The 24,373-nt window shown below is 70.6% G+C and carries 22 protein-coding genes and 2 tRNA genes; 20 read left to right on the top strand and 4 right to left on the bottom strand.

Annotated elements, in window-relative coordinates:
* Positions 1-48: 48 nt before the first annotated feature.
* The gene (locus tag EDM22_RS05910; RefSeq protein ID WP_122936135.1) at positions 49-708 is read right to left on the bottom strand and encodes a trimeric intracellular cation channel family protein; all 660 of its coding nucleotides are present in this window, start codon (positions 706-708) and stop codon (positions 49-51) included.
* Positions 709-853: 145 nt separating this feature from the next.
* Between EDM22_RS05910 and recO the strand changes: the two genes are divergently transcribed.
* The 4 genes from recO (at position 854) to EDM22_RS20155 (ending at position 3,266) form a co-directional block, all read left to right on the top strand.
* The gene (gene recO / locus EDM22_RS05905; protein WP_122936134.1) at positions 854-1,591 is read left to right on the top strand and encodes a DNA repair protein RecO; all 738 of its coding nucleotides are present in this window, start codon (positions 854-856) and stop codon (positions 1,589-1,591) included.
* Positions 1,588-2,400: an isoprenyl transferase gene (locus EDM22_RS05900; protein ID WP_122936133.1), complete on the top strand. Its 813-nt coding sequence runs from the start codon at positions 1,588-1,590 to the stop codon at positions 2,398-2,400. The genes recO and EDM22_RS05900 overlap by 4 nt, the downstream gene beginning before the upstream one ends.
* Before the next feature lie 75 nt (positions 2,401-2,475).
* On the top strand, positions 2,476-3,141 hold the full coding sequence (locus tag EDM22_RS05895) for a DsbA family oxidoreductase (RefSeq protein ID WP_122936132.1): 666 nt from the start codon (positions 2,476-2,478) through the stop codon (positions 3,139-3,141).
* Positions 3,138-3,266, top strand: coding sequence for a hypothetical protein (locus tag EDM22_RS20155; RefSeq protein WP_281274063.1), 129 nt, complete (start codon positions 3,138-3,140; stop codon positions 3,264-3,266). Before EDM22_RS05895 ends, EDM22_RS20155 begins: the two co-directional genes overlap by 4 nt.
* Before the next feature lie 162 nt (positions 3,267-3,428).
* Here EDM22_RS20155 and EDM22_RS05890 read toward each other — a convergent pair whose 3' ends face one another.
* The gene (locus tag EDM22_RS05890) at positions 3,429-3,920 is read right to left on the bottom strand and encodes an aminoacyl-tRNA deacylase (RefSeq protein ID WP_122936195.1); all 492 of its coding nucleotides are present in this window, start codon (positions 3,918-3,920) and stop codon (positions 3,429-3,431) included.
* A gap of 92 nt (positions 3,921-4,012) precedes the next feature.
* On the opposite strand from EDM22_RS05890, the gene dusB reads away from it, so the two are divergent.
* The 10 genes from dusB to EDM22_RS05840 all read left to right on the top strand — a co-directional run bounded on the left by dusB (position 4,013) and on the right by EDM22_RS05840 (position 16,231).
* A complete protein-coding gene (gene dusB / locus EDM22_RS05885; RefSeq protein WP_122936131.1) occupies positions 4,013-5,170 on the top strand; it encodes a tRNA dihydrouridine synthase DusB in 1,158 nt (385 codons plus the stop codon).
* Positions 5,167-6,429 carry a deoxyguanosinetriphosphate triphosphohydrolase gene (locus tag EDM22_RS05880; protein ID WP_122936194.1) on the top strand — a complete coding sequence of 421 codons (1,263 nt, stop codon included), beginning with the start codon at positions 5,167-5,169 and terminating at the stop codon, positions 6,427-6,429. Before dusB ends, EDM22_RS05880 begins: the two co-directional genes overlap by 4 nt.
* A 48-nt stretch (positions 6,430-6,477) precedes the next feature.
* Positions 6,478-8,397, top strand: a complete 1,920-nt coding sequence (gene dnaG / locus EDM22_RS05875; protein ID WP_122936130.1) for a DNA primase — start codon at positions 6,478-6,480, stop codon at positions 8,395-8,397.
* A 230-nt stretch (positions 8,398-8,627) separates the two neighbouring features.
* Positions 8,628-10,259, top strand: coding sequence for an ABC transporter substrate-binding protein (locus EDM22_RS05870; protein WP_122936129.1), 1,632 nt, complete (start codon positions 8,628-8,630; stop codon positions 10,257-10,259).
* 96 nt (positions 10,260-10,355) lie between these two features.
* Positions 10,356-11,450, top strand: a complete 1,095-nt coding sequence (locus EDM22_RS05865; protein WP_122936128.1) for an ABC transporter permease — start codon at positions 10,356-10,358, stop codon at positions 11,448-11,450.
* A gap of 1 nt (position 11,451) precedes the next feature.
* Positions 11,452-12,525 carry an ABC transporter permease gene (locus EDM22_RS05860; RefSeq protein WP_122936127.1) on the top strand — a complete coding sequence of 358 codons (1,074 nt, stop codon included), beginning with the start codon at positions 11,452-11,454 and terminating at the stop codon, positions 12,523-12,525.
* The gene (locus EDM22_RS05855; protein ID WP_122936126.1) at positions 12,522-14,210 is read left to right on the top strand and encodes a dipeptide ABC transporter ATP-binding protein; all 1,689 of its coding nucleotides are present in this window, start codon (positions 12,522-12,524) and stop codon (positions 14,208-14,210) included. Before EDM22_RS05860 ends, EDM22_RS05855 begins: the two co-directional genes overlap by 4 nt.
* Entirely contained in the window at positions 14,210-15,067 is an 858-nt protein-coding gene (locus EDM22_RS05850) for an ATP-binding cassette domain-containing protein (protein ID WP_245989241.1), read from the top strand. The genes EDM22_RS05855 and EDM22_RS05850 overlap by 1 nt, the downstream gene beginning before the upstream one ends.
* Positions 15,064-16,050: an NAD(P)-dependent oxidoreductase gene (locus tag EDM22_RS05845; protein ID WP_245989240.1), complete on the top strand. Its 987-nt coding sequence runs from the start codon at positions 15,064-15,066 to the stop codon at positions 16,048-16,050. Before EDM22_RS05850 ends, EDM22_RS05845 begins: the two co-directional genes overlap by 4 nt.
* A 108-nt stretch (positions 16,051-16,158) precedes the next feature.
* A tRNA-Asn gene (locus EDM22_RS05840) sits at positions 16,159-16,231 on the top strand.
* A 55-nt stretch (positions 16,232-16,286) separates the two neighbouring features.
* Here EDM22_RS05840 and def read toward each other — a convergent pair.
* The gene (gene def / locus EDM22_RS05835; RefSeq protein ID WP_122936124.1) at positions 16,287-16,853 is read right to left on the bottom strand and encodes a peptide deformylase; all 567 of its coding nucleotides are present in this window, start codon (positions 16,851-16,853) and stop codon (positions 16,287-16,289) included.
* 40 nt (positions 16,854-16,893) lie between these two features.
* On the opposite strand from def, the gene EDM22_RS05830 reads away from it, so the two are divergent.
* From EDM22_RS05830 to EDM22_RS05810, 5 genes are all read left to right on the top strand, one after another.
* Positions 16,894-17,811 (top strand): DMT family transporter, encoded by a 918-nt coding sequence (locus EDM22_RS05830; protein ID WP_122936123.1) that lies wholly within the window; start codon positions 16,894-16,896, stop codon positions 17,809-17,811.
* Between the two features lie 165 nt (positions 17,812-17,976).
* A complete protein-coding gene (locus tag EDM22_RS05825) occupies positions 17,977-19,224 on the top strand; it encodes a glycosyltransferase (protein ID WP_245989238.1) in 1,248 nt (415 codons plus the stop codon).
* A gap of 10 nt (positions 19,225-19,234) precedes the next feature.
* Positions 19,235-19,311 (top strand) — tRNA-Ile (locus EDM22_RS05820).
* A 196-nt stretch (positions 19,312-19,507) separates the two neighbouring features.
* Positions 19,508-20,179, top strand: coding sequence for a TetR/AcrR family transcriptional regulator (locus tag EDM22_RS05815; protein ID WP_138708040.1), 672 nt, complete (start codon positions 19,508-19,510; stop codon positions 20,177-20,179).
* Positions 20,180-20,434: 255 nt separating this feature from the next.
* On the top strand, positions 20,435-21,466 hold the full coding sequence (locus EDM22_RS05810; protein WP_245989235.1) for a Gfo/Idh/MocA family protein: 1,032 nt from the start codon (positions 20,435-20,437) through the stop codon (positions 21,464-21,466).
* Between the two features lie 272 nt (positions 21,467-21,738).
* On the opposite strand, the gene EDM22_RS05805 is transcribed toward EDM22_RS05810, so the two are convergent.
* A complete protein-coding gene (locus EDM22_RS05805; protein ID WP_170964031.1) occupies positions 21,739-22,737 on the bottom strand; it encodes a LacI family DNA-binding transcriptional regulator in 999 nt (332 codons plus the stop codon).
* Between the two features lie 145 nt (positions 22,738-22,882).
* Here EDM22_RS05805 and EDM22_RS05800 point away from each other — a divergent pair, with 145 nt between their 5' ends.
* Positions 22,883-24,226, top strand: a complete 1,344-nt coding sequence (locus EDM22_RS05800) for an MFS transporter (RefSeq protein WP_122936120.1) — start codon at positions 22,883-22,885, stop codon at positions 24,224-24,226.
* Positions 24,227-24,373 lie beyond the last annotated feature (147 nt).

Raw genomic sequence — 24,373 nt, 5'->3', positions numbered from 1 at the left:
CGGGGGCCGCGGATCGTTCGGCGGGCGCGGCGCCCGCGGAGTGCGGCGTCAGGCGCGGCGCCACACCTTCCAGCTGCCGATCGCCCGTTGCTCCGGCAGGCTCCAGCCGAAGCGCACCGACCCGAGCCGGATCGCGGTCGTGACGACGACGCACACGGTCGCCGCGATCGGGATCGACACGCCCGCGAGCGCGAGCATCACGAGCAGCACGGTGCCGGCGGCGGCGGCCACCGCGTAGAGCGAGCCCACGTGCATGAGCGCGATCGGCAGGTTGAGCGACACGTCGCGCAGGATCGACCCGCCGACCGCGGCGACCACGCCCACGAACACCGCGGGGATCTCGGGCACGCCGAACGAGAGCGCCTTCGACGTGCCGATCGCGCCGAAGAGCCCGATCGTCACGGCGTCGAGCGCGATGATGAGCGGGTTCAGCCGCGTGAACACCTGCTGGAGCGCCATGCCGAGCAGGGCGGCCGCGGTGGCCACCGGCAGGTACCAGTTGCTCTGCATCGCGGCGGGCAGCTCGTTGAGCAGGATGTCGCGCAGCAGGCCGCCGCCGAGGCCCACGATGATGCCGATGAGCGCGACCCCGAGCAGGTCGATGCGGCGTTCCTTGAGGCGGCCGGCGAACATCGCCCCCTGGAGCGCACCGATGCCCACCGCCGCGAGGTCGGCCCAGAGCGGGATCTCGAACGGCACGACGGTCATGCCTCGGTTGTACCACGCGCGGTCGCCGCGCCCGGTGCCGCCGACCGCGGGCGCGGCACGGCGTCGGCGCGAGGTTCGGGGGCGGATGTCACCGGCACACCGCCAGGTCGGCGCGGCGTGCCCCGCGCGGTGGGAGAATCGACGGGTGCCCGTGTACCGAGATGAAGCCGTCGTGCTGCGCACCCACAAGCTGGGCGAGGCCGACCGCATCGTCACGCTGCTCACGCGGCGGCACGGCAAGGTGCGCGCCGTCGCGAAGGGCGTGCGTCGTACGGCCTCGAAGTTCGGGGCGCGGCTCGAGCCGTTCATGGTCGCCGACCTGCAGCTCTACGAGGGCCGCACGCTCGACGTGATCACCCAGGCCGAGTCGCTCGGCTCGTACGGCGCGCAGATCACCCAGGACTACGGCACGTACACGGCTGCGAACGCCATGGTCGAGGCCGCCGACCGCCTCACCGAGTCCGAGGGATCGTTGCAGCAGTACCTGCTGCTCGTGGGCGCCCTGCGCTCGCTGGCGCGTGCCGAGCACGGCTCGAGCCTCACCCTCGACTCCTACCTGCTGCGCGCGCTCGCCCTCGCGGGCTGGGCGCCGAGCTTCCAGGATTGCGCGCGCTGCGGGCGGGAGGGCCCGCACACGGCGGTCGTGGTGCAGCTCGGCGGCGTGGTCTGCGACACGTGCGCCCCGCCCGGCACGCCGCGCATCGCCCCGTCCACGGTCGGCCTCCTCGGCTCGCTCCTCGCCGGCGACTGGGCCGACGCGGAAGCGGCACCCGAGCGCGACCGCGCGCAGGCGAGCGGCATCGTCGCCGCCTACGCCCAGTGGCACCTCGAACGCGGCCTCCGCTCCCTGTCCCACGTCTCCCGAGAAAGCGCCCCGCAGTGACCCCGAAGCCCTACACGCACAAGGATGCGGTGCCCTACCGCCCGATCGACTGGACCGGCATCCACCCGCCGGCCATGCCGAAGGGCTCGGTGCCCGAGCACGTCGCGATCGTCATGGACGGCAACGGACGCTGGGCGAACCGGCAGGGGCTCACCCGCATCGAGGGCCACAAGGCGGGGGAGGCGGCGCTGCTCGACGTCGTCGCCGGCGCGATCCAGATCGGCGTGAAGCACCTGTCGGTCTACGCGTTCTCGACCGAGAACTGGAAGCGCTCGCCCGACGAGGTGCGCTTCCTCATGGGCTACAACCGCGACGTGCTGCACCGCCGCCGCGACCAGCTCAACGAGTGGGGCGTCCGCATCCGCTGGGCCGGCCGCAAGCCGCGCCTCTGGGCGTCGGTCATCAACGAGCTGCAGTTCGCCGAGCGGCTCACCGCCGGCAACAGCACCCTGACCCTCACGATGTGCGTGAACTACGGCGGCCGCACCGAGATCGCCGATGCCGTGCGGTCGATCGCCGACGACGTGGCATCCGGTCGCCTGCGGCCCTCGGCGGTCTCCGAGAAGCTCATCGGCAAGCGGCTCTACGTGCCCGAGCTGCCCGACGTCGACCTCTTCGTGCGCAGCTCGGGGGAGCAGCGCACCTCGAACTTCCTGCTCTGGCAGTCGGCGTACGCCGAGATGGTGTTCCTCGACACGCTCTGGCCCGACTTCTCGCGGGTCGACCTGTGGCGGGCCGTCGAGCTCTACGCCTCGCGCAACCGCCGCTTCGGCGGTGCGGTCGACACGCCCACGTCCTCGGGCGCGTAGCGAGGGGCGAGCGGATGCCGCGTGGCGCGTGCCGCTCCGGGAATACACGGGTCGTCGCATCCGTTCGCATACATCGTGAGTGAACCGATCAAGATCGACATCTGGTCCGACATCGCCTGCCCGTGGTGCTACATCGGCAAGCGGCACCTCGAGGGCGGCATCGCCGCGCTCGGCGACGACGCACCCGCGGTGGAGATCGAGTACCACTCGTTCGAGCTCGCACCCGACACCCCCATCGACTTCGAGGGGTCGGAGGTCGACTTCCTCGCCGGCCACAAGCACCTGCCCGCCGAGCAGGTGCACCAGATGCTCGAGCGCGTCACCGGCATCGCCGCCGCGGAGGGGCTCGACTACGACTTCGACGCGCTGCGGCACACCAAGACGCTGCAGGCGCACGAGCTGCTGCACTTCGCGAAGGAGCACGGCCGCCAGCTCGAGCTCTCCGAGCGCCTGTTCCGCGCGTACTTCTCCGAGGGCCGTCACCTCGGCCGGGTCGACGAGCTCGTCTCGCTCGCCGCCGAAGTCGGCCTCGACGCCGATGCCGCACGCGAGGCGCTCGAGTCCGGCCGCTACGGCGCCGCCGTGCAGGCCGACATCGCCCAGGCGGGCGCGTACGGCATCAACGGCGTGCCGTTCTTCGTCTTCGAGGGGAAGTACGGCGTCTCGGGCGCCCAGCCGGCCGAGGTCTTCTCGCAGGTGCTCACGCAGGTGGCCGGAGAGCGCGACGAGGCGGCCGCGTGAGCGACGAGGCGACGACGGCGACGGATGCCGTGGCGCCCGCGCCCTTCACGATGGTGACCGGCGACCCCGCCGCGATGGTCTGCGAGGGCGACGTCTGCTTCAACCCGTCTGCGCCGGTCGAGTAGGCGCGCAGCGCCGTATCGAGACCCCCGTCGGTCGAGTAGGCGCGCAGCGCCGTATCGAGACCCGCTCGGAGTGATCTCGATACGCGTCCTCCTCCGTCGGGCGCTCCTCGATCGACGGGGTTTCGTCCTCCTCCGTCGGGCGCTCCTCGATCGACGACCGGCTCACTCGGGGTCGCTGACGTCCGCGACGGTCGCGTCGAGGGCGCGGATGAGCTCGTCGGCCTCGACGAAGAGGCTGCGCCCGTGCTCGCCCGCGCCCATGGACACGCGCCGGCCGGCGATCGTGGCGTCCACCACGACGGGCCACGCGGTCGTCGAGCCGAGGGGCGTGATGGTGCCGCGCTCGTAGCCCGTTGCGGCGAGGGCCAGCGAGGCATCCGGCAACTGGAGCTTGTTGACGCCGAGGAGCCCGCGCAGCTTCGGCCAGCTGATCTTGCGACCACCGGGAACGAGCGCGAAGACGTAGGTGTCGTCGCTGCGCTTCACCACGAGCGACTTCACGATGTCGGCGGGCGTGATGCCCATGAGCTCGGCCGCCTCCTCGAGGCTGCGGGCGGCCGGCCGCTCGATCACCTCGATGTCGAGGCCGCGGGCCGCGGCATCCGCCCGCACCCGCTCGACGCCCGTGAGCCCTGCCGCGACCTCGTCCGTCATCTCGTCCTCCACACGTCCGACTTCCAGCATCGTAAGCCCCGGGCCGGGGCGCCCGACCGGGAGTGGCCCGTGATCTGGGAGAATCGATGCTGATGCCTTCCACCACCACCACTCCGCAACGGCCGCTCGCGATCGGCCCCATCGAACTCGACGTGCCCGTCGTGCTCGCCCCCATGGCGGGCATCACCAATACGGCCTTCCGCCGGCTCTGCCGCGAGTTCGGCGCCGGCCTCTACGTGAGCGAGATGATCACGTCGCGTGCGCTCGTCGAGCGCACGCCCGAATCGATGCGGCTCATCACCCACCACGAGTCCGAGACGCCGCGGTCCATCCAGCTCTACGGCGTCGACCCCAAGACGGTCGCCGAGGCCGTCACCATGCTCGTCGCCGAAGACCGTGCCGACCACATCGACCTCAACTTCGGGTGCCCGGTGCCCAAGGTCACCCGCAAGGGCGGGGGAGCGGCGCTGCCGTGGAAGCGCGGGCTCTTCCGCGACATCGTCGAGGGTGCCGTGCAGGCCGCGGGCGAGATCCCGCTCACGATCAAGATGCGCAAGGGCATCGACGCCGACCACCTCACCTTCCTCGAGGCCGGCCGCATCGCCGAGGGCGCGGGCGTCGCCGCGGTCGCGCTGCACGCGCGCACCGCCGCCGAGTTCTACTCGGGCAACGCCGACTGGTCGGCGATCGCCGAGCTCAAGCAGGCCGTCACGACCGTGCCGGTGCTCGGCAACGGCGACATCTGGTCGGCCGACGACGCCCTGCGCATGGTCGCCGAGACCGGCTGCGACGGCGTCGTCGTGGGTCGCGGCTGCCTCGGCCGCCCCTGGCTCTTCGGCGACCTCGCGGCGGGCTTCCGGGGCGAGGAGCGCAAGGCGGAGCCCTCGCTCGGCGACGTCGCGCGCACCTTCCGCCGCCACGCGGAGCTGCTCACCGAGTTCTTCGACAGCGAAGACCGCGGATGCCGCGACATCCGCAAGCACGTCGCCTGGTACTTCAAGGGCTACCCGGTCGGCGGCGAGCTGCGGGCGAAGCTCGCCACCGTCGAGTCGCTCGCCCAGCTCGACGAGTTGCTCGGCACGCTCGACTGGTCGATGCCCTACCCGGGCGAGGGTGCCGAGGGGCCGCGCGGCCGCGCCGGCACCCCGAAGAACCCGGCGCTGCCCGACGGCTGGCTCGACTCGCAGGAGCTCGCGGGCCACGACCGCACCACCCTCGTCGACGCCGAGCTCGACACGAGCGGCGGCTGAGCGTGCGCGACCGGCTCTTCGGCGGATACGACGAGACCGACGCCGAGCGGCTGCTGCCCGAGCAGCACACCAACCGGCGCAGCGACTTCGCGCGAGACCGGGCTCGACTGTTGCACTCCAGCGCCCTCCGCCGCCTCGCCGCCAAGACCCAGGTGCTGAGCCCCACCGCCGGGCTCGACTTCGCCCGCAACCGCCTCACCCACTCGCTCGAGGTCGCACAGGTCGGGCGCGAACTCGCCGAGAGCCTCGGCCTCGATCCCGACGTCGTCGACACCGCCTGCCTCGCGCACGACCTCGGCCATCCGCCCTTCGGCCACAACGGCGAGAAGGCGCTCAACGCGTGGGCGGCCGACATCGGCGGATTCGAGGGCAACGCGCAGACCCTGCGACTGCTCACCCGGCTCGAGCCGAAGGTGTTCGGCCCCGACGGCCGCAGCTACGGCCTCAACCTCACCCGGGCGAGCCTCGACGCGAGCTGCAAGTACCCGTGGCCCGAGGAGTCGGGCGTCGCCGACCCCTCGGGCCGGCAGAAGTTCGGCTTCTACCGAAGCGACCTCGAGGTCTTCGAATGGATGCGGCGTGGCGCCCCCGAGCGTCGGCTCTGCATCGAGGCGCAGGTCATGGACCTCTCCGACGACATCGCCTACTCGGTGCACGACTTCGAAGACGCCGTGGTCGGCGGGTACATCGACGTCGCGTCGCTCGGCAGCCGGGTCGACCACGACGACCTCGTCACCTCGATGTACGAATGGATCGGCGGGGCCATCACGCACGACGAGCTCATCGCGGCCTTCGACCGGCTCGACTCGCTCGACGGCTGGCTCACCGAGTACACGGGCGGCCGGCGCGACCAGGGTCGCCTCAAGAACCTCACGAGCCAGCTCATCGGCCGGTTCGCGCATGCCGCCACCGACGCCACCCGTGCGGCGTTCCCGCTCGCGAGCCTGATCCGCTTCGACGCCGACGTGATCGTGCCGCGCGAGATCCAGGCCGAGATCGCGGTGCTCAAGGGCATCGTGGCCGCGTTCGTGATGTCGAGGAACACACGCCAGCCCATCTACGCGCAGCAGCGGCAGGTGCTCACGGCACTCGCCGACACGCTCTGGCAGGCGGGCGACGCGCATCTCGACGCCGGCTTCGCCGAGGACTGGCGGCACGCTCCCGACGACGCGTCGCGGCGCAGGGTCGTCGTCGACCAGGTCGCGAGCCTCACCGACCAGTCGGCGCTCGCGTGGTACGAGCGACTCGTGCAGCGGTGATCGGCCGCACCGGCCGTGGCGCGGCATCCGGCGAATAGGATGAGGGGCATGGCGGGCCGAATTCGACAGAGTGACGTCGATGAGGTGAAGGCCCGCACGAACATCGCCGACATCGTGGGCGAGCACGTGAACCTCAAGTCCGCGGGCGTGGGATCGATGAAGGGCCTCTGCCCCTTCCACGACGAGCGCAGCCCGAGCTTCCACGTGCGCCCGCAGCTCGGCTTCTACCACTGCTTCGGCTGCGGCGAATCCGGCGACGTCTACTCGTTCCTGCAACGCCTGGACCACGTGTCGTTCACCGAGGCCGTTGAGCGGCTCGCCGGGCGCATCGGCTACGAGCTGCACTACGAAGACGGCGGCCAGGCGTCCGACCACGGCAATCGGGCACGGCTCCTCGCGGCGAACCAGGCGGCCGAGCAGTTCTTCCTCGAGCGCCTCGGCTCGCCCGAGGCGGAGGTGGGCCGCCGATTCCTCGGCGAGCGCGGATTCGACGCCGAGGCGGCCCGACGGTTCGGCGTGGGCTTCGCCCCCAAGAGCTGGGACGCCCTCACGAACCACCTGAAGGGCAAGGGCTTCACCACCGAGGAGCTCGCGGCATCCGGCCTCGTCTCGCAGGGCGACCGCGGCGTGTACGACCGGTTCCGCGGCCGGCTCGTGTGGCCGATCCGCGACGTCACCGGGCAGACCGTCGGCTTCGGCGCGCGCAAGCTGCTCGACGACGACAACGGGCCGAAGTACCTCAACACGCCCGAGACCGCCGTCTACCACAAGTCGCAGGTGCTCTACGGGCTCGACCTCGCCAAGCGGGACATCGCGAAGAGCCACCGCGTCGTGGTGGTCGAGGGCTACACCGACGTCATGGCCTGCCACCTCGCGGGCGTCACCACGGCGATCGCGACCTGCGGCACGTCGTTCGGCGTCGAGCACATCAAGGTGCTGCGGCGCGTGCTCGGCGACGACTCGGGCGTCGGCGAGGTCGTCTTCACCTTCGACGGCGACGCGGCGGGCCAGCAGGCGGCGATGCGCGCGTTCGCCGAGGAGCAGCGGTTCGCCGCGCAGACCTTCGTCGCCGTCGCCCCCGACGGGCTCGACCCGTGCGACCTGCGCCTCGCGCGCGGCGACGCCGCGGTGCGCTCGCTCGTCGATGCGCGCACGCCCATGTTCGAGTTCGTGATCCGGCACACGCTCTCGCGGTTCGACCTCGAGACCGTCGAGGGCCGCGTCTCGGCGCTCCGCGCGGCCGCGCCGGTGGTCGCGGGCATCCGCGATCCGTCGCTCCGGCCCGGATACACCCGCGAACTCGCGCGCATGCTCGGCATGGAGCTCGGCGAGGTCACGCGGGCGGTGCGGGGCGCGTCCGGCCGCGACCGGCCGAACGGCGCCACGGGCGGTGGCGCAGGCGGGGGATCGGCCGACCAGCGAGCGGGCGCGGCATCCGCCGACCGAACGCAGGCGCCCCCACCGGCGGGCTCCGCCTCTGTGGAACGGCCGTTCTCGATCGGCGACCTGCCCGCCGACCCGTCGACGCGGCTCGAGCGCGACGCGCTGCAGGCCATGCTGCAGTACCCCGAGGCGGTCGGCGCCGACCTGCTGCGCCACGGGGTCGACTGCCGCTTCGGCAACGCGTCGCTCGCCGTCGTGCGCGACGGGATCGCCTCGGCGCTGGCATCCGCACCCCCTAACGGCGCGGTCACCGTCGACGCGGTCGTCTCCGAAGTGCCCGAGCCGTTCGCCGGGCTCGTGCGGCAGCTCGCGGTCGCGCCCGTGCCGCAACGGAGCGAGGCCGAGCTCACGGCGTACCTGCGCGGCGTCGTGAGCGCCCTCGTCGACCGCGAGCTGCTGCGCCAGAAGCAGGAGCTGCTCGGCCGGCTGCAGCGCACCGACCGGGCGGATGCCGCGACCTACGCCGCCCTCCAGCGGGCGCTCGTCGACCTCGAGGTCGACCGGCGGGCGTTGCGCGGCGACTGACTCCCGCGCCCGGCTCCCGCCGCCCCGCCCCGCGCCGACCGTTGGGATCGCGCGGCGATCCGGCGTCACGCGCGCATCCGTTGCGTGCAAGGTTGCAGATCGATCACATTCGGGGATCCCTGCGAGGCCACCCCGAAACAGGTGACATCGAGTGTGCTAGGTGTTGGGGATACGAGATCGCGGCAGCCTGCCTGCGCGCGATCATTCCCGACAGGAAGAGGTAGACGGATATGACATCCGCATCCACGAACCGACGTCGCGGCTTCGCCGTGGCGGCCGGTCTCTCGGTCGCCGCGCTGGCGCTCGCGGGCTGCTCCGCCGGCACCAGCGGCACCGACACGAGCGGCGGCGCCATCACCATCGGCACCACCGACAAGGTCACGACGCTCGACCCCGCGGGCTCGTACGACAACGGCTCGTTCGCAGTCATGAACCAGGTGTTCCCCTTCCTCATGAACACCCCCTACGGCAGCCCCGACGTCGAGCCCGACATCGCCGAGTCGGCCGAGTTCACGTCGCCGACCGAGTACACGGTCAAGCTCAAGCCGGGCCTCAAGTGGGCGAACGGCAACGACCTCACCTCCTCCGACGTGAAGTTCAGCTTCGACCGCCAGGTCGCCATCGCCGACGAGAACGGGCCGTCGTCGCTGCTCTACAACCTCGACTCGGTCGAGGCCGTCGACGACACCACGGTCGTCTTCAAGCTGAAGAGCGAGAACGACCAGGTCTTCCCGCAGATCCTGTCGAGCCCGGTCGGCCCGATCGTCGACGAGGACGTCTTCTCGGCCGATTCGCTCACCTCCGACGACGACATCGTCGCGGGCAACGCGTTCGCCGGCCAGTACGTCATCTCGAAGTACGACTTCAACAACCTCGTCTCGTACAAGGCGTACGACGGCTACCAGGGTCTCCTCGGCCCGGCCAAGACCGACACGGTCAACGTCAAGTACTACGCCGACTCGTCGAACCTCAAGCTCGACGTGCAGGAGGGCAACATCGACGTCGCGTTCCGCAGCCTCGCGGCCACCGACATCGAGGACCTCAAGGGCAACGACAAGGTGAAGGTCGTCGACGGACCCGGTGGCGAGATCCGCTACATCGTGTTCAACTTCGACACCCAGCCCTACGGCGCGAAGACCGCCGAGGCCGACCCCGCGAAGGCGCTCGCCGTGCGCCAGGCCGTCGCGGACCTCATCGACCGCGACGAGATCGCGACGCAGGTCTACAAGGGCACCTACACGCCCCTGTACTCCTACGTGCCTGCGGGCCTCACCGGCGCCACCGAGTCCCTCAAGGGCCTCTACGGCGACGGCTCGGGCGCGCCCGACGCCGACAAGGCCAAGTCGACCCTCGAGGCCGCCGGCGTCGCCACGCCGATCGAGCTGAACCTGCAGTACTCGAACGACCACTACGGCCCCTCGTCGGCCGACGAGTACGCGCTCATCAAGGACCAGCTCGAGTCGTCGGGCCTGTTCAAGGTGAACCTGCAGACCACCGAGTGGGTGCAGTACTCGAAGGACCGCACGGCCGACGTCTACCCGGCGTACCAGCTCGGCTGGTTCCCCGACTACTCGGACGCCGACAACTACCTGACGCCGTTCTTCCTGGTCGAGAACTTCCTCTCGAACCACTACGTGAACCAGGAGGTCAACGACCTCATCCTCGAGCAGTCCGTGACGGCCGACCCCGCCGCGCGCACCGCGATCATCGAGGAGATCCAGGACAAGGTGGCGGCCGACCTGTCGACCGTCCCCTACCTCCAGGGTGCTCAGGTGGCCGTCGTCGGCTCCGACGTCAACGGCACCGAGGACACGCTCGACGCGTCGTTCAAGTTCCGCTACGCGGCGCTTTCGAAGGGCTGAGCCTGCCGAACGGCTAGAGTCTCCTCAACGCAAGGAACGGGTGGCCCGCTCTCAGGAGCGGGCCACCCGCATTCGAGCCCCCACTGATTGGCCATCATGACCTCAACGACGACGGTGTCCGAGACCCCGGGTGCGAAGCCCGCCGCTCCACGCGCCGCGAAGACCCCCGGAGGCGGCCTCGGCAGGTACATCCTGATCCGTGCGCTCCTCATCATCCCGACGGTGTTCATCCTCGTCACCCTCGTGTTCGTGCTCATGCGCACCACGGGTGACCCCATCACCGCCGCCCTCGGCGGCCGCCTCACGGCCGACCAGCTCCAGGAGCGCATCGCCGCCGCCGGCTACGACCGCCCGCTCATCGTGCAGTACCTCGAGTACCTCGGCCAGATCGCCACCGGCAACTTCGGCACCACGATCAGCGACAACCGGCCCGTCGTCGAAGTGCTCGTCACCTACGGCGGGGCGACCCTCGAGCTCGCGTTCTACTCGCTGATCGTCGCGTTCCTCATCGGCATCCCGTTCGGCCTGGTCGCCGCGTACTTCCGCGACAAGGGCCAGGACGCGGTGCTCCGCGTGTTCGCGATCCTCTGCTACGCGACGCCCGTGTTCTTCGCGGGCATGATCCTGAAGCTCATCTTCTCGGTGTGGCTGAAGGTGCTGCCCGTCGCGGGCCGCGCATCGACCGGGGCGGAGCTGCAGATGCAGTTCCTGCCCAACCCCACGGGCCTGTACACGATCGACGCGATCCGCACGGGCAACCCCGCGGTGCTCGCCGACGTGCTCGCGCACGCGGTGCTCCCGTCGATCGCGCTCGGACTGCTCACCGCCGGCGTGTTCCTGCGGCTCGTGCGCACGAACGTCATCGGCACGCTGTCGACCGACTACGTCGACGCGGCCAGATCGCGCGGCGTGGGGGAGTACCGCCTCGTGCGCACGCACGCGTACCGGCCCGCGCTCATCCCGATCATCACGGTCATCGGGCTGCAGATCGCGCTGCTCCTCGGCGGCGCGGTGCTCACCGAGACGACCTTCGAGTGGAAGGGGCTCGGGTTCATGCTCGCCGAGTACCTCCAGGCGCGCGACTTCGTCGCGGTGCAGGGCATCGTCGCCCTGCTCGCCGTGATCGTCGCGCTCACCAACTTCGTCGTCGACATCCTCGCGGCGCTCATCGACCCCAGGGTGAGGTACTGACATGACCGACGCCATCGCCACCCGGCCCCCGAAGCGGCTGCTCCGCGACCGCCTGCCCGTCGTGCACCAGCTCCGCCAGAGCGTGGGGCTCCAGCGCGGCATGCTCGTCGCCGGCCTCATCCTCACGGGCCTGTTCATCTTCACGGCGATCTTCGCCCCGCTCCTCGCGCCGTACGGCTTCAACCAGCTGCGCGACATCGACGGCCCCTTCGGCAGCCAGCAGCCGCCGTCGAGCGCCCACCCGTTCGGCACCACCGTCGGCGGCTACGACGTGCTCTCCCGCACCATCTGGGGCACGCAGACGGCGCTGCTCGTCATCATCGCCGCCGTCGTGCTGTCGATCTTCGCGGGCGTGTTCCTCGGCCTCGTCTCGGGCTACTTCGGCGGCTGGCTCGACCGCGTGCTCGTCGTCATCTGCGACGCCATCTACGCGTTCCCGTCGCTGCTGCTCGCCATCGTCATGGCGATCGTGATCTCGGGCGGGCAGTCGAGCCTGTGGGGCGGCGTGCTCGCCGCGGCGATCTCGATCTCGGTGGTCTACATCCCGCAGTACTTCCGGGTCATCCGCGCCGAGACCGTGCGCATCAAGGCCGAGGCCTACGTGGAGTCGGCGAAGGTGCTCGGCGCCTCGAACAGCCGCATCATGGTGCGGCACGTCCTCCGCAACGCCACCCGCACGCTCCCGCTCATCTTCACGCTCAACTCGTCCGAGGCGATCCTCACCCTCGCCGGGCTCGGCTTCCTCGGCTTCGGCATCGAGCCGACCGCCGCGGCGGAGTGGGGCTACGACCTCAACAAGGCGCTGGCGGATGTCTCCAGCGGCATCTGGTGGACGGCGCTCTACCCGGGCCTCGCCATCGTGCTGACCGTGCTCGGCATCACGCTCGTGGGTGAGAGCCTCAACGACCTCGCCGACCCGCGCCTGCGCGGACGCCGCCGGGTCGCGAAGGCGTCGGGTGCCGTGGCCGAGACGTCGGTCGTGCCCGGCGGCACCCTCATCGCCGGACCGGGCGGCCTCGACGGACTCGAGGACGGCGAATCGTTCGAAGAGCACGGGATCGAGGTCAAGTCATGAGCGCACTGGTGCGCATCGAAGGGCTCGGGGTGTCGTTCGCGACCGACGCCGGGCCGGTCAAGGCCGTCGACGACGTGACCCTGTCCGTCGAGCGCGGTGAGGTGCTCGCGATCGTCGGCGAGTCCGGCAGCGGCAAGACGGTCACGGCGAAGACGATCCTCGGCCTCCTGCCGTCGACGGCGACCACCAGCGGCGCCGTGATCCTGTCGAACAAGGCGGGCACGAGCGAGACCGACGTGGTGTCGCTGTCGAAGAAGGAGTTGCGGGCCATCCGCGGCACCGACGTGGCGATGGTGTTCCAGGAGCCTTCCACCGCACTGAACCCGGTCTTCCCTGTGGGCTGGCAGATCATCGAGGGCCTGCAGGCCCACTCGAAGATCTCGAGGAAGGAGGCGCGGCGCAAGGCGATCGACATCCTCGGCCGCGTCGGCATCCCCGACCCCGAGGTGCGCGTCGACCACTACCCGCACCAGTTCTCGGGCGGGCAGAAGCAGCGCGTCGTCATCGCCATGGCCCTCGTCCTCGAGCCCGGCCTCATCGTCGCCGACGAGCCCACCACGGCGCTCGACGTCACGGTGCAGGCGGAGATCCTCGACCTGCTCCGCCGGTGCCGCGACGAGTTCGGCATGGGCATCGTGCTGATCACCCACAACATGGGCGTCGTCGCCGACCTCGCCGACCGGGTCGCCGTGATGTACCAGGGCAACGTGGTCGAGCAGGCCGACGTCAAAACGCTGTTCGCCTCGCCCCAGGCCGACTACACCAAGGCGCTCCTCGCCGCGGTTCCGTACGTCGGACACGGCACGGTCACGGCCGAGGCTCGTGCCGCGAACCGTCCGGCGGACTGGCTCGAGCAGGCGCCCGTGGTGGAGGCCCGTGGCCTCCAGATCGAGTACCCGGGACGGTTCGGGCGTCCGCCGTTCCGCGCGGTCGACGGCGTCGACTTCGTCATCCGACCCGGCGAGGTGCTCGGACTCGTCGGTGAGAGCGGATCGGGCAAGACCACCATCGGACGCGCCATCGCCGGTCTCACGAGGGTCACGGGCGGCTCGCTGCAGGTGCTCGGGCACGAGATGAACGGCATCCGCGAGCGCCGCTTCCGCCCGTCGCGCAGCCGCATCGGCTTCGTCTTCCAGGACCCGGCGTCGAGCTTCAACCCCCTGCTCACGATCGCCGAGTGCGTCGCCGAGCCGCTCGTCATCCACGGCAGGGCTGCGGATGCCTCCGACGCACGCCAGCGGGTGAACGAGCTGCTCGAGGCGGTGCAGCTGCCGAGCGCGTACGGCGACCGGTTCCCGCACGAGCTCTCCGGCGGACAGCGCCAGCGCGCGAGCCTCGCCCGCGCGATCGCGCTCGAGCCCGAGCTGCTCATCGCCGACGAGCCCACCTCGGCGCTCGACGTGTCGGTGCAGGCACGCGTGCTCGAGCTCTTCGCCGAGCTGCAGCGCGGGTTCGGCTTCGCGTCGCTGTTCATCAGCCACGACCTCGCGGTCGTCGACATCCTCGCCGACCGGATCGCGGTCATGTACCGCGGCCACCTCGTCGAGGGCGGCACGGGCGCCGAGGTGCTCGGCGCCCCGGTCGACCCCTACACGAAGCGGCTGCTCGCATCCCTGCCGGTGCCCGACCCCGTGGCGCAGGCCGAACGGCGGGCGGAGCTCCGGCGCATCCGGGAGGCCGGCTGATGGGCTCGGGCGCCGCGCACGGCTATCCGGTCGTGCTGAGCGACCTCTCGATCGAGTACCCGCCGCGCGGCGCGAGCGCCGCGCACGTCGCGCTGCACGGCGTGAGCCTGCGCCTCGGCCCCGGCGAGGTGCTGGGCCTGCTCGGCAGCGCGGGGAGCGGCAAGTCCACGCTCGCGCGCGTCCTCTCGGGCGTCGCGCTCGAGGGGGGCGCCGACGCGCGCCCGGTGATCACGGGCGGCGACGCCGTGGTGCTCGGAACGCCGCTGCGCGGCATCCACCGACGCAAGCTGCACGAGGTGCGCTTCCACGTGGGCTACCTCGCGCAGGACGCCGCGGCGACCCTGCCGCCCGATCGCACCGTCGCCGAGATCATCGGCGAGCCGATCCTCGAGCGCGACCATCGCTACAACCGGCAGGCGCTCGCGACGCGCGTCGCGACGATGGTCGACGCGGTGCGGCTGCCGCTCGGCTTCCTCCAGAAGTACCCGTACGAACTCAGCGGCGGCCAGCGCCAGCGCGTCGCGCTCGCCCGCGCGCTCGTGCTCGGACCGTCGCTGCTCATCGCCGACGAGCCGACCGCCGGCATCGACCTCACGGTGCGCGACGCGGTGGCGCAGCTCATCAGCGAGCTGCGCGACGGGCACACCTTCTCGGCGATCGTCATCACCCACGACCTGCCGGTGCTTCGGCGCATCGCCGATCGCGTCGCGGTGCTCGACGGGGGCGCGCTCGTGGCGCTCGGCACGCTCGACGAGGTGCTCGACGACCCCTCGCATCCCTACGTGAAGGCGCTCGCGGGCGCGCTCGACGCAGGCCACGCCGTGATCGACGACCTCGAACCGGACCCCTTGGCGTGACGCATCACGGGGTGCTCGGTGCGACGCCGGCGGCCGTGCCGACGCCCGTGCCCTCGGGGCCGATCGCGGTGCTGCCGGAGACCGACGCCGACGTGGCGTTCACCGCGGTGGTGACCGCAGCGGGCGGCGTCGTCGCAGCGCTGTCGCCGGCCACGCGCGGCCTGGTGTGGGCCGCGTCATCCGGTGAGGGCGAACTCGAGGCGGTGCTGCGGTCGCATCCGGGGATCGCATGGGTGCAGCTGCCCTGGGCGGGCGTCGACGCATTCGGCGGGCTGCTCACGCGGGCGCGCGGCGACGGTCGCGTCTGGACGAGCGCGAAGGGCGCCTACGCGCAGCCCGTTGCGGAGCACGCGCTCATGCTGCTCCTCGCGGTGCTGCGCGAACTGCCGCGTCGCGTGCGCGCCGAGGCCTGGGAGGCCGACCAGCGCGGGCGCAGCCTCTACGGCGCCCGCGTCGTGATCGTGGGCGCGGGCGGCATCGCGGTCGAGCTGCTGCGGCTCCTCGCGCCGTTCGGCGTGCACACGACGATCGTGCGGCGAGCGGATGCCGCGGTGCCCGGTGCCGGCCGCACCGTCAGCGTCGACCGGCTCCACGAGGCCCTCACGGGGGCCGACGTCGTCGTCGTTGCGGCTGCGCTCACCGCGGAGTCCTCGGGCCTCCTCGGCGCGGCCGAGCTCGACGTGCTCGCCCCCGGCGCGGTCGTGGTCAATGTCGCGCGCGGGGGACTGGTGGACACGGACGCGCTCGTCGCGGCGCTCGAGTCGGGCCGGCTCGGCGGTGCGGGCCTCGACGTGACCGATCCGGAGCCGTTGCCCACGGGGCATCCGCTCTGGCGTGCGCCGAACTGCATCGTCACCCCGCACGTGGCGGACACCGAGGCGATGACCGTGCCGCTGTTCGCCGAGCGCATCGCGCGCAACACCGCGGCGTTCCTCGGGAGCGGTGACTTCGTTGGCCGGATCGACCTCGAGGCGGGCTACTGAGCTGCGTGACGCCGCGGCATCCGACCGTCGCCCGGCACCGGAGTCGAGGCTGCCTCGAATTGGGAGTCGGGCGCTCGGTTTGCTACAGTGAATCTGCGCATCACGCGATCCTCCATAGCTCAATTGGCAGAGCAATCGGCTGTTAACCGATAGGTTCTTGGTTCGAGTCCAAGTGGGGGAGCGAGCAGGCCGTCCGGTTCCCGGGCGGCCTTTCCTCGTTGCCGGCGGCGGCGCGCTCAGCCCTCGAGGTCGTCGACGCCGGGCATCCACTGCGCCCCGGGCCGGCCCCAGCCGCGCTTGCGCGTGATCTTCTGCACGATGCGCTGGTCGTGGTCGTCGAGGCGGTCCATGTAGAGCACGCCGTCGAGGTGGTCGTACTCGTGCTGGAAGATGCGGGCGAGCCAACCCTCGGCCTCGATCTCGTACCGCTCGCCGTCGAGGTCGGTCGCGCGCAGGATCGCGCGCTCCGCGCGGCGCAGGGCGAACCGCTCGCCCGGGAACGAGAGGCACCCCTCGGACTCGTCGTCCTCGTCGGGCATGCCGGGCACCGGCGGCGAGATCCACAGCTCCGGGTTGATGGCGACGCCGCGCCACGCACGGCCGTCCTCGTCGGTCCACCCGAACGTGAAGAGGCGCAGCGGAACACCGACCTGCGGCGCGGCGAGACCGACGCCCGGCGCGGCATCCATCGTCTCGTAGAGGTCGCGCACCAGGGCGCGGATCTCATCGTCGATCTGCTCGACGGGGGAGGCGGGTGCGTGGAGCGCGGGGTCGCCGGTGATTCGGATGGGGAGGACGGCCATTCGCCAAGGATATCGAGTGGCCACCGGGTAGGGTCGAGGGGTGGATCCGGACCTCAGCGAACTCACCGAGTTGGTTCCGCTCGACCCGACACAGTTCATCGGCATCCCGCTCGCGATCATCGGCGCGGTGTTCCTCTCGCTCGGAGCACAGTTCCAGCACCGCGGGGTCGTGAAGGTCGAGGCGCACACCGCCGACACGCTCGGCAAGGGCCTGAGCGGCACGCAGCTCGCGCTGCTCCTCGCCCGGCCCTCGTGGGTGCTCGGCACGCTCATGCTCGGCCTCGCGATCGTGTTCCAGCTCTCGAGCCTGTACTTCTCGCCGCTCATCGTCGTGCAGCCGCTCGGGGCGCTCGCGCTCGTGATCACCTCGATCCTGAACTCGCGCATCAGCAAGGTGAAGCTCAACCGCAAGTCGATCATCGCCATCGTGATGTGCGTCGGCGGTGTGCTCCTCTTCGTGGGCGTCGCGGCGTTCACCGCGGTCGACCAGCCCGTCACGCAACGCGAGCTCATCACGATCCTCATCGTGCTCGCCGTGGTGCTCACCGCCGCGGCACTCGCGTTCGCGTTCTTCCGCGCACGCATCCGGGCCATCTTCTACGTGATCATGGCCGGCGTGCTCTACGGCTTCGTCGCGACGCTCGCGAAGGTCGTGCTCACACGGGTGGAGCAGGGCGAGTTCGAGTGGCTCACGTTCCTGTGCCTCATCGGGCTCCTGCTGGCCACGGCGCTCGGCGCCTACTTCGTGCAGAACGCCTACGCGACGGGGCCGCCCGACCTCGTGATCGCCGGCCTCACGGTCGTCGACCCGATGGTCGCCGTCGCGATCGGCATCGTCGTGCTGGGCGAGGCCTCGCAGGCCCCCCTCTGGGCGAACCTCGTGTTCCTCGTGGCGGGCGTGATCGCGGTCTGGGGCGTGTTCCTGCTCGCCCGCAACCACCCGCAGACGCGCCTCTGACCGCACCGGCGTCGCCCCGGTCCCTCCCACGCCGAGCGTGTGCATCGGCCTCCCAGCGGGCCGTCTCGTAGACTATGGTCGGATGCAGCCCGCGCACCGCCCCCGCGCAGAGGCACCCTTCGGGGTCGATCACCCCCAATCGCGAACTGTGAGGAACAACTCCACGTGTCTGACACATCCGGTGCGCCGACCGTCGACGATCCCGCCGATGCGCGGCCGCTGCGCATCCTGATCGGCGCCGACACCTTCGCACCCGACGTCAACGGCGCTGCTCGGTTCGCCGAGCGACTGGCCGCCGGCCTCGTCGAGCGCGGTCACGACGTGCACGTGATGGCGCCCGCCGCGAGCCGCAAGCACGGCACGTGGAAGGAGGTGCACGAGGGGGCCGAGCTCACGGCGCACCGACTCCGCAGCTGGCGCTGGTACCCGCACGACTGGCTGCGCTTCGCGCTCCCGTGGCGCATCCGGCAGAACAGCGCCCGGGTCATCGACCAGGTCAAGCCCGACGTGGTGCACTTCCAGTCGCACATCATCGTGGGGCGCGGACTGTCGATCGAGGCCGAGAAGCGCGGCATCCGCATCATCGGCACGAACCACTTCATGCCCGAGAACATGCTCGAGTTCACCCTGCTGCCCAAGGCGTGGCAGGACTGGGCCGTCGGCCTGGCGTGGAAGGCGGCTCGCCGCACGTTCGGCCGTGCCGAGGCAGTCACCACGCCGACCCGCAAGGCCGCTCAGTTCCTCGAGCGGCACACGGGCCTCGTGGGCGTGCACGCCATCTCCTGCGGCATCGACGCGCACAAGTACGCACCCAACTGGGAGCCGCGCACCGAGAACCGCATCCTGTTCGTCGGCCGCGTCACGGGCGAGAAGCAGATCGACGTGCTGCTGCGCGCGATCACGCTCCTGCCGGCGTCGCTCGACGTGAAGGTCGAGATCGTCGGCGGCGGCGACCAGAAGCGCAACCTCGAGCACCTCGCGGTCCAGCTGGGCATCGCCGACCGGGTCACCTTCACCGGCTACGTCACCGACGAGGAGCTCCGCGAGGCCTACCACCGCGCGTCGGTGCTCGCGATGCCGTCCATCGCCGAGCTGCAGAGCATCGTGACCATGGAGGCGATGGCGTCGGCGCTGCCCGTCGTCGCAGCCAACGCGATGGCCCTGCCGCACCTCGTGCACCATGGCGAGAACGGCTACCTGTTCGATCCCGGCAACCCGCAGGACCTCGCCGACAAGCTGCGCATGGTGCTCGAGGCCGAACCCGACGATTACAACGCCCTGAAGGCGCGGTCGGTCAAGCTCATCAAGGCGCACGACATCACCCGCACGCTCGACACGTTCGAGAGTCTGTATCGTGGTCAGCGCGTGACCGATCCGGTCACCGAGTCGATCCCGGTCATACTGCCCGACTGAGGTCGCTCGCGGGGCGGTAGCTCAGCCGGTTAGAGCAGTGGACTCATAATCCATCGGTCACGGGTTCAAGTCCCGTCCGCCCTACCATCTAATCCGTGATCAGCCACGGCCGAACCATCTGCTCGACCGAAAGGCCGCAGATGGTCGGTGTCTCACGAGGGTTCGAGCCCCGGTCAGCGTCGTCGATGGTCGTCATGGGGAACCCAAGCCGATTCAATCCGAATGAGGATTCTGATTCCGAAACCGAAGCGCGAAGCCGCCCGGACGGGGCAAGCTGTTGACGATGAGTACGACGCCAACCTCCAATGCGGCGGCTTTCCTGGAGCCGCGCCAAGCCCGTAGCAGGCGCTCGTGGGAGCGGGTGCTGGACGCTACGCGCGATCTTCTGATCGCCCGTGGACGTGCGGACTTCGCCATCGCGGACGTCAGCAGCAGCGCCGGCGTGTCGATAGGGAGCATCTACGGTCGCGTAGCCAGCAAGGCGGCCCTGCTCGAAGCCGTCCACGAGCGTGAGATGGTCCGGATCGACGCGGAGACCGTGGCGGCGATGGCTGCCGCAGCGCAATCAGGAGACGACCTGTCAGCGTCGGTGACGGCGCTCATCGAGGCGCGAGTGCGCACCCTCGAGGGGAACGCTCCGCTGCTGGCTGCTGTCATCAGGATCGCGGAAGCGTATCCCGCCGTTGCGCGTCGCGGCATCGCTTCCGGGCGGACCGCGCAGACGGCCTTCACTGGTGCGCTGGCTTCGATCTGCGTTCGGAATCGCGTCGACTGCGACGAGCCGGGACTGGCGTGGTGCGAGGAGATCGTCTACAGCGTCGCGTCCCGGCAGGTCGGCATCGGGCTCGTGGCCCAGGGCGGCCCTCAGCAGCGCATGACCGACGCCCAGCTGGTGAGCTTCCTCACGTCGACCGTCACCTCCTTCCTCCGCCGCGAGGAGCTCGACCACCGCTGATCACCGGTGCTTCCGCACATCAACAGCACTGCTGTCGGGTATCAGCGCTTCCGAGGTCGTGCCGACCGCATCGGTGAGATCATCAATGAAACCGAATGATCATTCGGATACTGATTCGCGACCAAGAACGGTCCCGTGTCTCGATGGACGCGACCTGGGGCGTGTGACGCTTGGAGCGATTGAGGCGGCCGGGCGACTCTCCCGGACGGGCCGCTCCTCGACCCCGATCAGAGAACTCGAGTAGTAGGAGGATCAGTGACTGGACACACGTCACCCGGCGGTACTTCGACGGGCAAGGTTGCGCGCTTGCGCGTCGGTATTCTCGGCGCTGGAGGTATCGCCGAGCGTGCGATGGTCGAGCCGGCACGGGATGTCGACGGTGTCGAGGTCGTGGCGATCGGGGCGCGGGATCCACAGCGGGCTGCGGCATTTGCGGAGCGGCTCAACCTGCCTGTCGCGGGGGATTACGACACGGTGCTCTCCCACCCCGACATCGATCTGGTCTATCTCGCGCTGCCTCCGGTCGTGCACGCCGAGTGGGCGGTTCGCGCGCTCGAGGCGGGCAAGCACGTCCTCTGCGAGAAGCCGCTGTCTGCGAACGAAGCAGGCGCACGGCGGATCGCCGAAGTCGCGGCGGCGAACGGTCGGCGCGCATTCGTCGGCTTCCACTACCGGCTGCACGGGTTCACCCAGCGACTTCTCGAGGTCATCGCCTCGGGCGTGCTCGGCACCGTGCGTGACGTGGAGATCGACTTCAGCATCCCGCACTTCGTGGTGAAGCCCGGCAACATCCGCCTCGACGGCGACCTCGCCGGCGGAGCGGTCATGGACGTCGGATGCTACGCCGCCGATCTCCTCCGCGCTGCGTGGGGCGAGCCGGAGGTGGTCTCGGCGACGGCGCAGCTGTATGCCGACGATCCGCGGATCGATCTGCAGACCGACGCCGTCCTCCAGCTCCCCGGCGGCGTCCCGGCACGGGTGCGTTCGTCGTTCATCGGCGACGACACGGGCAGCATGTCGCTGCGGGTCGTCGGATCCGACGCGTCGTTGGAGGCCACCAGCGTCATCGTCCCGCAGTGGGGTGCGGCCCTCACCGTGACGGCCGGAGACCGTGTCCTGATTCAGGAGCGCGCCGCCGAGGGGGAGAACAGCTATGCCAGGCAGCTGGAGCATCTCGTGACCGTGCTGCGCGACGGGTCGCCGAGCCTGCTCGATGCGGATCGCGCGGTCGGCACCATGCGGGTGGTCGACGACATCTATCGCGCCGCAGGGCTCCAGCCCCGGTGAGCGAAGCGGGCTGCGCGGCTCGACTTGGGCAGGGCCGGTTGATCGAGGGTTACGCCCTCGCGGCAGCAGGAGGAGGCACGCCCGCCTCACCGAGCGACTGAGCAGGGCGGTTCCTACCGATCGTCGGGCTCAGCCTCAGCCTCACGGCCCGCAATCGGGCGCGCACCGCCGGCGGAGTCGGCCCGATTGCTACCGCCGGTATCGTCAGGCGCGTTCGAGCCCGTCACGAGTCGGTTGCCCTCCGGCGGTGGGCGGTCTGATCGCGGCCGGCGTCAGTCGTGAGACGCGGTCGACGCCCGGGGCACGAGCGCCACGCGCAACTCGGGCCCGGCGAGGGGCAGCGGCCGGTCCTCGACCGCGCTGAGCGCGAGGCCGGCGAAGTAGCGGCCGAGTCCGACGGTGTTCACGCTGATGGTGGAGATGCGCGGCTGGAACATCGAGGCGAGCGGCGTGTCGTCGTGGCCGATGACGGAGAGGTCGCGGGGGAGGGACAGCCCCATCCGAAGGCCCGCGCCGACGAGCGCCGCCGCGACGTCGTCGTTGTAGGCGGCAACTGCCGTGATGCCCGCGGCGCGCCAGCCGTCGATCGCGCCGCCCGCCGAGGCATCCGTCAATTGGATGTCGGCTGACGGCAACGGCGGAAGGCCAAGCGCCGCCGCGGCATCGTTCGCGCGGCGGCGGCGCAGTGCCACGAGGTCGGCGACGCGTGGGTCCGCAGATCCGGCGAAGGCGATCGACCGGTGTCCGAGCTCGAACAGGTACCGTACCTGCAGCACCGGGCCATCCTCCGGGTACTCCTCGCCGACCGGGGCGTCGGGATCGGGGATGAGTCGCGTCACGCCGGCGGCGCGGATGGACTCCGCCTGGCCGGGAGCGAACGGCGTCATCGACATGACGACGTCGGGCTGGAGCGTCTCCCACAGGGGGCGGGAATGGCCGGTGGGGTGCGGGGTGTAGGTGATGAGCGCGTAGCCGGCCTCGTCGAGGGCGAGCGAGGCCTCCTCGATGTTGCGGCGCAGGTTGAAGTCGAGCGGCCAGTCGGGCAGGACGAGCAGCACGATGCGGGAGCGACCGCTCGCGAGGGCTCGTGCCGCGATGTTGGTGCGATAGCCCAGGCGCTTGGCCTCATCGAGCACGCGGGTGCGGGTCGCTTCCGAAATGGTCTGGCCCGGCGTGTCGTTCAGCACGAAGCCCACCGTGGCTCGCGAGATGCCGAGCGAGCGGGCGATGTCGGCCGCGGTCACCCGGCGAGTGCTGGTCGTCTGCGACATCCGCTGGCCTCCGATTGAAACGTTACTTGCGCGCGCTAGTTCCTCACTGTAGCATCGACGACATCCGCTAGCACGCGCTAGTAACGCTTCGGTCCGAACCGGCGAGCGGATGTCACAGCCCTCCCCACACGACAATGGAGTCCCCATGAATCCGACCGACCGCGACGACGAGCCGATCGTCACCCCGGTGCCGTCCCCCTTCCCCACCGCCACCGTCGATCCCGAGGTCATCGTCGAGGAGCACGACGCCGCGCCCGACCTGCCCAAGGTGAACGCCCGCTACATCTGGTTCATGGTGCTGGCGCAGTTCGGCGTCTTCATGGCCTTCATCACCCCCCTCGCGATCTCGCTCTCCGTCCGCGTGAACGAACTGGCCCCCGGCCGCGAAGAGCTGCTCGGCTACATCACCGGCGCCGGCGCGCTCTTCGTGATGCTCACGGCGCCGTTCATGGGTGTGTGGAGCGATCGCACGCGCACGCGCATCGGCCGCCGCCGCCCGTTCATGATCGGCGGCATGTTCGTCGGCGTGATCTCGCTCGTCGTCATGGCGCTCGCGCCGAACGTGTTGCTGCTCGGATTCGGCTGGGTACTCGCCCAATGGGGCTGGGGCACTGTGCTCAGCAACCTGCAGATCTCGACGGCCGACCGCCTGCCCGAGGAGCAGCGCGGCAAGGTCGCCGGCCTCACCGGGTTCGCCACGCAGGTCGCGCCCGTCTTCGGTGTCATCCTGACAGTGGGCTTCGTCGGCAACGCGCTGCTGCTCTTCCTGATCCCGGGCATCGTCGGTGTCGTGCTCGTCACCCTCTTCGTCGCGCTCGTGCACGAGGACGACAGCCGCGGCCTCCCGAAGGACACGCTCACCGTCGGGGGCCTGCTGCGCAAGTACCTCTACAACCCCGCCCAGTACCCCGATTTCTCCCTGAACTGGCTCGGGCGATTCCTCTTCTACTTCGGTCTCACGCTCAACACGACGTTCACGGCGTTCTTCTTCGCGAGCCGGCTGGGGGTGGAGGTGACCGAGGTGGCCGGCATCATCGCCACGCTCGGCGGCGTCGGCGTCCTCGCCGTGACCGCAGGCGCGCTCGGCGGCGGTTTCCTCTCCGACCGGTTCCGCCGCCGCAAGGTGTTCGTCGTCACCGGCGGCGCGCTCATGGCCGCGGGCATGGTGCTCATGGCGATCTCGACCGACCTGCCCGCGCTCATCGCCGGCTCGCTCATCGTCTCGACCGGCATCGGCATGTTCTCCGCGGTCGACCAGGCACTGCTGCTCGACGTCCTGCCCGAGAAGACCACGGACGCCGGACGCTTCATGGGCATCACCGGCTTCGCCACCTCGATCCCGCAGTCGGCCGCCCCGCTCATCGCGTCGTCGATCCTGCTCGTCGGCGTGACCGGCGACGAGAAGAACTACTCGCTGCTCTTCTTCATCGCGGCGGGTCTCGTGCTCGCCGGCGGGCTCGTCATCCTCCGCATCCGCTCGGTGCGCTGAGCCGCTTGAGAAGCCGGCCGGCGGATCGCGTCGGCGACTTCCGAGGGCGTCGCCCAGCGGCGCCCTCGGATCCCACCGGCCCGGTTCACGTTCTCGCAGGCGGAGCCGATTCCCCACGATCACACACGCACGTCCAACCGGAGCGCA

The sequence above is a fragment of the Agromyces tardus genome (assembly GCF_003710805.1).
Classification (GTDB): Bacteria; Actinomycetota; Actinomycetes; order Actinomycetales; family Microbacteriaceae; genus Agromyces; species Agromyces tardus.
The sequence above is the reverse complement of the archived record's forward strand: the minus strand, read 5'-3'. Positions and strand labels throughout refer to the sequence as shown.